Origin of the sequence: Nocardia farcinica, from assembly GCF_029867845.1 — a bacterium.
In the GTDB taxonomy this organism is placed as follows: Bacteria; Actinomycetota; Actinomycetes; order Mycobacteriales; family Mycobacteriaceae; genus Nocardia; species Nocardia farcinica_A.
Genome location: NZ_JARWRU010000684.1, coordinates 1 through 10,218, shown reverse-complemented (window position 1 = coordinate 10,218; position 10,218 = coordinate 1). Strand labels below are relative to the sequence as shown.

Sequence of the window (10,218 nt, the reverse complement as noted above, 5' to 3'; positions counted from 1 at the left end):
TGCCGGAGGCCACGAGACGACGAAAGGGCCGTCCCGTACGGGACGGCCCACAGCCGAGGAGGAAGGCGAGCGCGAGCCCGACGCCGGAGGCGTCAGGCGGAGACCAGGGAGGCGTCAGGCGGAGACGAGGGCGCGGGTGGCCTCGATGAGCTGACGGACCGAGGCGCCGAGCTCGGCGACGGCGTCGGCATCCTCACTCGGGTGCGCGGTGGCGAAGCGCTCACCGATGGTGCCGAAGTAGGCGTGGGCGGCCTCGACGACCGAGCCGCCCGCGACGCCGACGGCCTTCACGGCGTCACCGTGCGCCCAGCGCGCGGCGTTGGAGGAGATGGAGGCGCTGATGACGCCGACCGGCTTGTCCTTGAGGGCGCCCGCGCCGTAGGGGCGCGACAGCCAGTCGATGGCGTTCTTGAGCACCGCGGAGAGGGTGCCGTTGTATTCGGGGGTCACCAGCAGCACGGCGTCGACCTCGGCGACCGCGGCGCGCAGGCGCTCGGCGGCGGCGGGAACCGAACCGGCCACGTCGAGGTCCTCGTTGTAGAAGGGGATCTCGCCGAGACCCTCGTAGATGCCGATCTCCACACCCTCGGGGGCGGTCCGCACGGCCGCCTCGGCAAGCCTGCGGGTGATGGAGGCGCTGCGCAGGCTTCCGGCGAGCACGAGGATTCGGGTCTGGCTCATGACAACTCCTGGTGTACTGAGGTGGTCCGTACGATCATCGGATCAAACGGACCGTAGTCCGATTACATTCCCGAGAGGAATTCGAGCAGCAGTGAGATCTGTCACGCCCGGCGCCGCCGAACCGGCCGCGCCTGCCCCGGTGATCCCGGGAGCGTTGAGCGTCGGACCGCCTCAGGGCCGGGCGACGGGCGAGCGCGCGGACGCCGCCCGCAATCGGCGGCTGCTGCTCGACGCCGCCCAGCGCCTGGTCCGCGAGCACGGCGTGGACAGCCTGACGATGGACGAGCTGGCGCGTGCCGCGGGCGTCGGCAAGGGCACCGTCTTCCGCCGCTTCGGCAGCCGCTCCGGCCTGCTGCGCGCCCTGCTCGACCACGCCGAGCAGAAGTTCCAGCGCGATTTCATGTTCGGCCCGCCGCCGCTCGGCCCCGGCGCGCCCGCGCTGGACCGGCTGATCGCCTTCGGTCGCGCCCGCCTGCTGGACATCGAGGTGGAGGGCGAGCTGTACCGCGCGGCCGAACTCGGCGAGGCGGGCAAGTTCTTCCAGAGCCCGCCGTACCGGCTCCAGCACCGGCACATGGTGATGCTGTTGCGCGAGGCGGGCAGCCCCGGCGATCACGACCTGACCGCGGAGAGCCTGCTCGCCATGCTGGGCGCGCCGTTGGTGATGCACCAACTGCACGTGCTCGGCCGCGGCCTCGACCAGATCGGCGACAACTACGAACGTTTCGTCCGCGCCGTGGTCACGCCGTGACCGCCCGCCGCGGGCTGCCCGGCTAACCGGCCGGGCACGCCGACTGCCAGTAAGGTGACCTCATGGCGAGCCTGCGCGAACAGATCATCACCGAATTGGGCGTCCAGCCGACGATCGAGCCGAAGGAAGAGGTGCGCCGCCGGGTCGACTTCCTGGCCGAGTACCTGCTGTCCACTCCCGCCAAGGGGTTCGTGCTCGGCATCAGCGGCGGACAGGACAGCACGCTGACCGGGCGGCTGTGCCAGCTGGCGGCCGAGAAGGTCCGCGCCGACGGTGGCTCGGCCACCTTCTACGCCGTCCGCCTGCCCTACGGCGTGCAGGCCGACGAGCACGACGCCCAGATCTCGCTGGACTTCATCCGCCCCGACCGCACCCTCACCGTGAACATCAAGCCGAGCGCCGACGCCGCGGGCGGGGAAGTCGCCGCCGCGCTGGACGTCGAGCGGCTGCGGGATTTCGTGCGCGGCAACATCAAGGCCCGCGAGCGCATGGTGGTGCAGTACGGTCTGGCCGGACAGGAGAACCTGCTGGTGGTCGGCACCGATCACGCGGCAGAGGCGGTCACCGGCTTCTTCACCAAGTACGGCGACGGCGGCGTGGACATCACCCCGCTGACCGGTCTCACCAAGCGGCAGGGCGCGGCGCTGCTGCAAGAACTGGGCGCCCCGCCGAGCACCTGGTCGAAGGTGCCCACCGCCGATCTCGAGGACGACCGCCCCGCGCTGCCCGACGAGGAGGCCCTCGGCCTGCGCTACAGCGACATCGACGACTACCTGGAAGGCAAGCCGGTGGGCGAGGAGGTCGCCGCGAAGGTGGAGAAGCACTTTTTCAACACCCGCCACAAGCGCACCGTGCCGGTCACCCCGCACGACACCTGGTGGCGCTGAACGCCTTCGAGCAGCATCCCGGCCGGCGGCAGGAACAGCCCGGCCGGGCGCGCGAACACACCTCGGCCGGGGGCCGCTCAGCCGCCCGCGAAGGGGGGAAGCACGTCGACCTGAGGGCCGACCGTCATCGACACGTCGCGGGTGAGCTCGTCACCGACCAGGTAGGCACACACGCCGAGCATCTTGTCCAGGTCGGGGCCGTAGGTGTCGGCCAGCAGGGAACGCAGTTCGGCCAGCGTCGCCTCCGGGGGCAGGTCCAGCTGCTCGGATTCCTTGCCGACCGCGTCGGCGACGGCGGCGAAATAGCGGACCTCAACCACCGATGGCTCCCATCGTGCGTTCCGGGGGGACGAAATTCTCGGCGTCGATGCCGTGACCGGCCCACTTGTTCCACATGGCGCCGCGCCAGATCTCGGCGATCTCGGCGTCGTCGGCGCCACCGCGAAGCGCTTGGCGCACAACGAATTCCAGATCACTGAACAGGCACGAGCGCAGCATGCCGTCGGCGGTGAGCCGGGTGCGGTCGCAGCTGTCGCAGAACTTGCGGGTGACGGTGGCGATGATGCCGACCGTGGCCGGGCCGCCGTCGACCAGCCATTTCTCGGCGGGGGCGGCCGGATCGGCGCGGCCGATCTCGTCGAGGGTGAAGCGGGCGCCGAGCACCTCGAGCAGTTCGGCGGCGGTGACCATGTTGGCCCGCGCCCACTCGTGGTCGGCGTCCAGCGGCATCTCCTCGATGAACCGCAGCTCGCACTCCTCGTCCAGGCACCACCGCAGCAGGTCCGGCGCGCCGGCCAGGGTGGCGCGCATGAGCACGGCGTTGATCTTCACCGGCGCCAGGCCGGTGTCACGGGCGGCGCGGATGCCCGCCAGCACCGAGTCGAGCCGGTCGCGGCGGGTCAGGCGGGCGAAACCGAGCGCGTCGACGGTGTCGAGGGAGACGTTGACCCGGCGTAGGCCCGCCTCGGCCAGACCGCGGGCCCGGTGCGCCAGGCCGACGCCGTTGGTGGTCATGGCCAGCGGCACCTGCGGCACCCGCTCGTGACAACCCGCGATGATCCGCTCCAGATCGCGGCGCATCAACGGCTCGCCGCCGGTGAAGCGCACCTCCCGCACGCCGAGCTCCTCGACGGCGAGCGCGACCAGCCGGACGATCTCCTCGGCGGTCAGCAATTCGTCGGCCGGAATGGGCGGCAGGCCCTCGGCGGGCATGCAGTAGGTACATCGCAGCGAACACTTCTCGGTGATCGAGACCCGCAGGTCGCGGGCGATCCGGCCGAACCGGTCGATCAGCGCGGGAGTGTCCGGCCGTCCGTCCAGCGCCGGCCGCCGCGAGCGCACCGCGGGTATCCCGATATCGACCAGCGTCATCACTCCATTATGACCGCAGCGACCCTCGCCCGTGGCGGCGACAGGCGAACCGCTCCCACCTGCTTTTCTCACAAAGTGCGACGTCAGGCGGTGAGATCACGCCCGCGCTAGGCTGACGCCCATGAGCGCACGGGTTACGGGTGTGGCCGCCGTCGATGTCGACGAACATCGCGACGGCATCGAGCAGCTCCTGCGGCCACTGGCCATGCGGGCCCTGCAAACCGTGCCGGTCCCCGAGGCCACCGGCCTGGTGCTCGCCGAGGACGTGCGCGCGCCCGTCGATCTGCCGGTCTTCCGCAATTCCGCCATGGACGGCTACGCCGTGCGCGCCGCGACCGTCCGGCACACCCCCGTCACGCTGACGCTGGCCGGGGTGGTGGCCGCGGGCGAGCCCGGTTCCACACCGCTGCCCGACGGCGGGGCGTGGAAGGTGATGACCGGCGCGCCCATCCCGCCCGGCGCGGACTGCGTGGTCCCGGTGGAGGACACCAAAGTCGAGGACGGTCACGTGGTGATCGAGCGCGGCAGGGCGGCAGGCGATTTCATCCGCGAACCGGGCACCGATGTCGGGGCGGGCGAACTGCTGGTCGCCGCGGGCACCGGCCTGACCCCGCGCCACATCGCGGCGCTGGCGGCGGTCGGCGTGCCGAAGGTCGCGGTCTTCGCGCCGGTGCGCGCCGCGATCCTCACCACCGGTGACGAACTGGTCCCGGCCGGGACACCGCTGCGGCCCGGCCAGATCTACAACTCCAACGGCATCGCGCTGGCCGCCGTGCTCGGCGCCGACCGGGTGCACGTGGTGTCGGTGCAGCACAGCACCGACGACCCCGCGGTGGTGACCCGGTTGCTCGCGGCCGCGGCGGCGTCGGCAGACGTGGTGTTGACCTCCGGCGGAGTGTCCAAGGGCGATTTCGAGGTGGTCAAGGAGGTGCTGGCCGCGCGCGGCGGGCGGTTCGGCTCGGTGGCCATGCAGCCGGGCGGACCGCAGGGTGTGTCGGTGGTCGACGGGGTGCCGGTGCTCAGCTTCCCCGGCAATCCGGTGAGCACGCTGGTGTCCTACGAGGTGCTGGCCCGCCCGATGCTGCGCACGTTGTCCGGGCTGCCGCCGATGCGCGAGTTCGAGACCACGCTCTCGGAGTCGGTGCGCTCCCCCGCCGGCAGGCGCCAGTTCCTGCGCGGCCGGATCACCGAGTCCGGTGTGGAAACCGTCTCCGGTCCCGGCTCGCATCTGATCGCCGGGATGGCCAGGGCGGACGTGCTCGTCGACATTCCCGCCGAGGTCACCGAGCTGGCCGCGGGCGCGACGGTCGTGGTGCGGGAACTGTGAGCTGATCGCGACGGTTCGGGCGCGGCCGCCCCGGTGTGCCAGTCTTGACGATATGAGCGAGTTGTCCCATGTCGACGCCGAGGGGCGCGCACGCATGGTGGATGTGAGCGCCAAGGCCGACACCCCGCGCGTGGCCGTGGCAGCAGGCGCGCTGCGCACCACCGCCGAGGTGGTGCGGCTGGTGCGCGCCGACGACCTGCCGAAGGCCGACGTGCTGTCGACCGCCCGGCTGGCAGGCATCGGTGGCGCCAAGAAGACCTCGGAACTGATCCCGCTGTGCCATCAGCTGGCGCTGTCGTCGGTGAAAGTGGAGTTCGGCTTCACCGAGGACACCATCACCATCGAGGCCACCGCCAAGACCACCGGTCCCACCGGTGTCGAGATGGAGGCGCTCACCGCGGTGGCGGTGGCCGGGTTGACGCTGCACGACATGGTCAAGGCGGTCGATCCGGCCGCGGTGCTCACCGATGTGCGATTGCTGTCCAAGACGGGTGGCAAGCGCGGGCGGTGGACGCGTGCCGCGGCGGGCTCGGCCGCGCACGCGGCGCCCGCCGGTGCGGGCGGTCGATCGGCTGTCGTGCTGGTCGCCTCGACCGGGGCGGCGGCCGGGACACGCACCGACACCACCGGGCCGGTCCTGGCCGGCTGGCTGAGCGGGCTCGGGTTCGCGGTGCGGGGGCCGCTGGTCTTCGCGGACGCCGACATCGCCACCGGACTGGCCGAGGCGTTGCGTGCGGCGCCGGATCTGATCGTGACCACCGGCGGCACCGGGGCCTCGCCCACCGACGCGACGCCGGAGGCGACCCTGGCGGTGCTGGATCGGGAGTTGCCCGGGGTGGCCGAGGCGATCCGCAACGAGGGTGCGGCGAAGTTCCCGCTCGCCTCGCTCAGCCGTGGCGTGGCCGGCCTGGCGGGCCGCACCGTGATCGTGAACCTGCCCGGATCGCCGGGCGGGGTGAAAGATGGAATGGCGGTGCTCGAACCACTGCTGGACCATCTGCTGGCGCAAGTGTGCGGAGGCGGTGCCCATGACCATCAGTGAGAGTTCGACCGGGAACGGGACCCCGCCGGGCGCGGAGACCACCGGCGTGCGGCTGGCGCGCATCAGCGATCGGCCGCTCGACCCGGCCGCCCTCGCGGCCGCGGTGTCCGGGCCCGCGCACGGCGCGGTGGTGGTCTTCACCGGCAAGGTCCGCAACCACGACGGCGGTCAGGCGGTGTCGGCGCTCGAGTACTCCGCCCACCCCAAGGCAACCCTCTTCCTGCGCCAGTGCTGCGAGGCGATCGCCGCGAGCAGCGGGCTGCCGGTGGCGGCCGAGCACCGCGTCGGCGACCTGGGGATCGGCGATCTGGCGATCGTGGTGGCGGTGGCCGCGCCGCACCGGGCCGAGGCGTTCGCCGCCTGCGCGGAGCTGGTCGACCGGATCAAGCACGAGGTGCCGATCTGGAAGCGGCAGCAGTTCGCCGACGGGTTGTCGGAGTGGGTCAACGCCTGTAGCTGAGTGCGCCCGATCCCGGTGCGGCGGGTATCGGTGCGGCGGGTATCTCAGTGCGGCGTGTACCGCCAGACTCCCAGCAGAGCCTGGTCGTCGAGCGGGTCGGGGCCGGGATGGATCGTCTGCTCCAGCCGTCCCAATGCCTCATCGGCCCGTAGGCCCGCGCCGATGAGGACCAGGGAGCTGACGCGGTCCTCACCGCGCCGCCACGGGCGGGGTTCGAACACGATGTGCCTGCCCACGACGTGCAGGCCGAAGGTGCGCTGATGTCCGTCGACGGCGAACTCGGTGACGCCCTTGGCGCGGAACAGGCCGTGCGGCGGGTCCTCCAGGAAGCCGACCAGTCCGCGCGGGTCGAGGGCGTGCTCACTGGTGAACGAGACGCTGGTGTAGTCGTCGTGCAGATGGCGGTGATCGTCGTGCGCGCCGTCGTCACAGCCCGAGGCCTGCCGGTCGGCTTCGAGTTCGCGCCACAGGTCGTCGAAGCTCAGTTGTCCGGCGACGGGGGTGCGCTCGCGGGCGGGCGCGTCGAAGAGCAGGGCGGGGTCGACGCGGCCGTGGCTGGTCACGTGGACCGGCGACGGCGCGACCAGGGCCGCGATCTCCTCGCGCAGGCGTTCGACCTCGGCCGGGGGCACCCGGTCGGCCTTGTTCAGCACCACCAGGTCGGCCAGGCGCAGGTGGGTGGCCAGTTCGGGGTGCCGTTGCCTGGCGGCGGGGAATTCCGCGGCGTCGACCACCTCGAGCAGGCCACCGTAGTGGATGCGCGGATTCTCGCTGCCGATCACCATGCGGATCAGATTGCGGGGCTCGGCCAGGCCGCTGGCCTCCACCACGATCACGTCGATCCCGGCCTGCGGCTCGCTCAGCCGCTCGAACATGGTGTCCAGCTCGCCGACGTCCACCGCGCAGCACACGCACCCGTTGCCGACCGAGACCATGGCGTCGACCTGCCCGGCCACCAGCATGGCGTCGATGTTCACGGCCCCGAAGTCGTTGACGACCACCCCGATCCTGGTGCTTCCGCTGTCGTGCAACAGCCGGTTGAGCAGCGTCGTCTTCCCCGATCCGAGGAAACCGGCCACGATCAGCACAGGAATTCGCTCGCTCACCCGGACCACTGTATGCGGGGCCGGGCCGCCTCCTGCCCGGGCGGGGCGGGCACGCCCGACGCGAGGGCCACCCGCCCGTCTATCGCGTCGGTGGGAAGAGTGTCGCGACGAGGGTGTACGCGAGGTCGATCAGCTCGGTGGTGAGGGCGTCCTCGCCCTCACCGAGGGCGCCGAGCAGCGGCAGCACCAGGTCGATCGCCTGCTCGAGCAGGGCTTCGCGAGTGCTCGGGGTCGCGCCGGGGGTCGCGCCGTCGCGCTCCGGCGCGCCGGGGTCGCTCGTGCCGGGAGTGGTGTCGGCGGGGGTGCTCGCGGGCAGGTCGTTCGTGCCTGGAGCGGGCAGCGGGGTGTCGAGGAGGTAGCTCACGAGGCCGGTCGTGAGGGCGATGGCGTGTTCGAGCTGGCCGCCCGCGGATTCCAGGACGGCGGCGTCCTCGGGGTTGGCGCCGTTGCCCATCTCCAGGAACACCAGCGGCACGGTGGTCAGGGCCGGACCCGCCACGTCCACGCGGGTCTGCAGGCCGTTGCTGACCCCGGCGTAGGTGGCGGGGGTGAAGCCCGCCGCGACATAGGCGTCGCGCACCGATTCCGAGACCGCCCGGCCCGGCCCGGACTGGGCGGCGTCGGCGGCGGCGTTCGGGATGGGCAGCTGCGGGATGATCAGGTGGAAGCCGCGTTCGGCGGGCGGACCGCTGTCGGCGTGGATGCTGACGGCGATGTCGGCGCCGGATTCACCCGCGGCGCGGGCGCGTTCGTCGATACACCCGCCCCAGCCGGTGTCGTCCTGACGGCTGAGCACCACGCGCGCGCCGAGGCTCTCCAGCGAGGCCTTCACCAGCTGGGCGACGTTCCAGTTGATGGTGTGCTCCGGCACGCCGTTGACCGTGGTCATGCCGGTGGTCTGGCAGTCCTTGGTGCCGCCGCGGCCGTCGTCGACCTGGCGTGACAGGTTCTCGGAATGGCCGGAGCCCTGATGCCCGGGGTCGAGGAAGACGGTGTGCCCGGCGAGCCGGGTGGTCGGGTCGAGGTCGGCGGGATCGGCCGCGGCCGCGCCCGGCATCAAGCCGGCGAACGCCAGTGCCAGCGCGGCGGTGAAGACAGTCGGCTTCATGTATCGGTCGGCGCCCCGCAACGCAGCGCCCCTCCCTTCCCATAGGCAACACCAAACACAACGACTCACTTTGGCAACACGAGCACCAGGAAGGCAAGTCCTGGTTATCGAACCGTTAACCCGCGACAGTCCCGCCGGGGCTATTCATGCGCTAACTCCGCGCGCGTGACCGGAATCTCGCGAATCCGCACGATCGAGGGTCGGTTTCTGGTAGATCTGGCGCCGGGTCACGGGGAAACTCCGGCCGTCGACGGGGACGGCCCTGAACGTCGAGGAGAGCGCTCATGCGCGCGAGAACAGCGATGATCGCGGGAGCACTGGCGGGGACGGCGACACTGCTCGGTCACGGCATCGCCGCCGCCGAACCGGCCACCGTGATCGCCGAGGACGGCCTCTACCTGGTGGGCACCGACATCGCACCCGGCACCTACGAGGCCCCCGGCACCTCCGATCCCGCCCGCGCCTGCGAATGGGCCAGGCTGTGGAAGGTCGTCGGCGACACCACCGACCCCACCTACATCCTCGCCAACAACTTCACCCGCAAGCCGCCGGGCCGCGTGGTCGTCAAGCCCACCGACGCGGCGTTCCGCACCGAGAACTGCGGGGTGTGGCGACTGGTGCCCGACGCCGCGTCCACCGGCTCGGCGGGCTGAGTTCCCCCGGTCCGCGCCGACCCGCACCCGCGGCGATCGCGGGCGCGCCCGGGCGGTTGCGCCGGGGCTAGGGTCGGGGCATGACGAGGAGCAGGATTCTGATCACCGGTGCGAGTTCGGGGCTCGGTGCGGGCATGGCACGACAGTTCGCGGCGAAAGGCCGTGACCTCGCGTTGTGCGCGCGGCGACTGGAACTGCTCGAGCAACTGCGGGCGGAACTGCTCGCGGACCACCCCGATCTCACGGTCGCCGTCCGGGCGCTGGACGTGGACGATCACGCGGCGGTGCCGCGGGTGTTCGGCGAGCTGCGCGAGGAATTGGGCGGGCTGGACCGGGTGATCGTCAACGCGGGCATCGGCAAGGGGGCGCGGCTGGGCACCGGACGGGCCTCGGCGAATCTGGCGACCGCGACCACGAATTTCGTCAGTGCGATGGCGCAGGCGGAGGCGGCGCTGGAGATTTTCCGGGCGCAGGACGGCGGGCACCTGGTGCTGATCTCCTCCATGAGCGCGGTGCGCGGGCTGCCGGGCGCGAAGGCGGCCTACTCGGCGAGCAAGGCCGGGCTGTCCGCGCTGGGTCAGGCGCTGGCGACGGAGCTGAAGGGCTCGACGATCGCGGTGACCACGGAGCAGCCCGGCTTCATCCGAACCGACATGTCGGACAAGGCAGGCGACACGATGCTGGTCGCGCCGCTGGAGAAGGGCGTGGCCTCGATGGTCGCGGCGATCGAGCGGGAGAAGCGGGTGGCCTGTGTGCCGGGCTGGCCGTGGCGGGCGATCGATCTGGTGCTCCCGCATCTGCCGGACGCGGTGGTCGCCAAGCTGAGTTGAGC

At 71.8% G+C, this 10,218-nt stretch carries 12 protein-coding genes; 7 read left to right on the top strand and 5 right to left on the bottom strand.

The features are described 5' to 3' along the window. Positions 1 to 114: 114 nt before the first annotated feature. Positions 115 to 681, bottom strand: coding sequence for an NAD(P)H-dependent oxidoreductase (locus tag QH283_RS15080; protein ID WP_280503625.1), 567 nt, complete (start codon positions 679 to 681; stop codon positions 115 to 117). Between the two features lie 139 nt (positions 682 to 820). Between QH283_RS15080 and QH283_RS15075 the strand changes: the two genes are divergently transcribed. Both QH283_RS15075 and nadE read left to right on the top strand, forming a co-directional pair. Beyond that, positions 821 to 1,432, top strand: a complete 612-nt coding sequence (locus tag QH283_RS15075; RefSeq protein ID WP_414689605.1) for a TetR/AcrR family transcriptional regulator — start codon at positions 821 to 823, stop codon at positions 1,430 to 1,432. A 62-nt stretch (positions 1,433 to 1,494) separates the two neighbouring features. Beyond that, a complete protein-coding gene (nadE, locus tag QH283_RS15070; protein WP_280503624.1) occupies positions 1,495 to 2,319 on the top strand; it encodes an ammonia-dependent NAD(+) synthetase in 825 nt (274 codons plus the stop codon). A 77-nt stretch (positions 2,320 to 2,396) separates the two neighbouring features. Here the strand turns inward: nadE and QH283_RS15065 are convergent, their stop codons facing one another. Both QH283_RS15065 and moaA read right to left on the bottom strand, forming a co-directional pair. Next, positions 2,397 to 2,639, bottom strand: a complete 243-nt coding sequence (locus tag QH283_RS15065) for a MoaD/ThiS family protein (protein ID WP_280503623.1) — start codon at positions 2,637 to 2,639, stop codon at positions 2,397 to 2,399. Then, positions 2,632 to 3,690, bottom strand: coding sequence for a GTP 3',8-cyclase MoaA (gene moaA / locus QH283_RS15060; protein ID WP_280503622.1), 1,059 nt, complete (start codon positions 3,688 to 3,690; stop codon positions 2,632 to 2,634). Before moaA ends, QH283_RS15065 begins: the two co-directional genes overlap by 8 nt. A 121-nt stretch (positions 3,691 to 3,811) precedes the next feature. On the opposite strand from moaA, the gene QH283_RS15055 reads away from it, so the two are divergent. Genes QH283_RS15055 through QH283_RS15045 form a run of 3 tightly spaced genes read left to right on the top strand, consistent with a single transcriptional unit; the run spans position 3,812 to position 6,519 of the window. Then, the gene (locus QH283_RS15055) at positions 3,812 to 5,017 is read left to right on the top strand and encodes a molybdopterin molybdotransferase MoeA (protein ID WP_280503621.1); all 1,206 of its coding nucleotides are present in this window, start codon (positions 3,812 to 3,814) and stop codon (positions 5,015 to 5,017) included. A 52-nt stretch (positions 5,018 to 5,069) separates the two neighbouring features. Continuing rightward, positions 5,070 to 6,059, top strand: a complete 990-nt coding sequence (moaCB, locus tag QH283_RS15050) for a bifunctional molybdenum cofactor biosynthesis protein MoaC/MoaB (protein WP_280503620.1) — start codon at positions 5,070 to 5,072, stop codon at positions 6,057 to 6,059. Continuing rightward, on the top strand, positions 6,046 to 6,519 hold the full coding sequence (locus QH283_RS15045; RefSeq protein ID WP_280503619.1) for a molybdenum cofactor biosynthesis protein MoaE: 474 nt from the start codon (positions 6,046 to 6,048) through the stop codon (positions 6,517 to 6,519). The genes moaCB and QH283_RS15045 overlap by 14 nt, the downstream gene beginning before the upstream one ends. 44 nt (positions 6,520 to 6,563) lie before the next feature. Here the strand turns inward: QH283_RS15045 and QH283_RS15040 are convergent, their stop codons facing one another. Together QH283_RS15040 and QH283_RS15035 are read right to left on the bottom strand one after the other, a co-directional pair. Beyond that, positions 6,564 to 7,625, bottom strand: coding sequence for a CobW family GTP-binding protein (locus QH283_RS15040; protein ID WP_280503618.1), 1,062 nt, complete (start codon positions 7,623 to 7,625; stop codon positions 6,564 to 6,566). A 79-nt stretch (positions 7,626 to 7,704) separates the two neighbouring features. Then, complete coding sequence (locus tag QH283_RS15035) at positions 7,705 to 8,733, bottom strand: N-acetylmuramoyl-L-alanine amidase (RefSeq protein ID WP_280503617.1); 1,029 nt, start codon at positions 8,731 to 8,733, stop codon at positions 7,705 to 7,707. Positions 8,734 to 9,017: 284 nt separating this feature from the next. On the opposite strand from QH283_RS15035, the gene QH283_RS15030 reads away from it, so the two are divergent. Together QH283_RS15030 and QH283_RS15025 are read left to right on the top strand one after the other, a co-directional pair. Next, entirely contained in the window at positions 9,018 to 9,386 is a 369-nt protein-coding gene (locus QH283_RS15030; RefSeq protein ID WP_280503616.1) for a hypothetical protein, read from the top strand. A gap of 80 nt (positions 9,387 to 9,466) precedes the next feature. Next, positions 9,467 to 10,216, top strand: coding sequence for an SDR family oxidoreductase (locus tag QH283_RS15025; RefSeq protein ID WP_280503615.1), 750 nt, complete (start codon positions 9,467 to 9,469; stop codon positions 10,214 to 10,216). Positions 10,217 to 10,218: the final 2 nt, after the last annotated feature.